Here is a 470-nt window from a genome sequence, read left to right on the forward strand (position 1 = left end):
ACCAGTTCCAGGTGATCCAACAACAGATACGAAGATTCCGTATGTGAAAGCATCACAAACGGGTAGTGTGAAGTTTGTGGATACGACAGATGGTTCAGTGAAATTCACAGAAAACCTTAGTGGTAAAACAGGGGATGAGTTTGGCTTTGATCCAGCTGCTAAGATTAAGGAATTTGAAAACCTTGGCTACACCGTAGTGAACAAAGACAACTACAGCTCAACAGGTACCTTCGATAACATCGACGGCAATTCCCAAGACTTTGTCTACGAATTGACACCAAAAGTTTCACCAATCACACCAGAAAATCCAGGTAAACCAGGTGAGCCAATTGATCCGAACAACCCAGATGGACCAAAATGGCCAACAGATAAGGGTGTTGATGATGTGACCCGTACGATCAGCCGTACCGTTACTTATGTGAAAGCAGAAGGTGGCGAAGCAGCTCCAGGCTCAAGCAACTCCGTTACAT

General features: G+C 44.9%; 1 protein-coding gene. It reads left to right on the forward strand.

What is annotated here, in order from left to right; genetic code table 11:
* Window positions 1-470, forward strand: a 470-nt coding sequence (locus tag C1E99_RS14640; protein WP_419580072.1) for a mucin-binding protein, incomplete at both ends; no start/stop codon positions are given.

This window comes from Streptococcus suis, assembly GCF_002964045.1.
Classification (GTDB): Bacteria; Bacillota; Bacilli; order Lactobacillales; family Streptococcaceae; genus Streptococcus; species Streptococcus suis_U.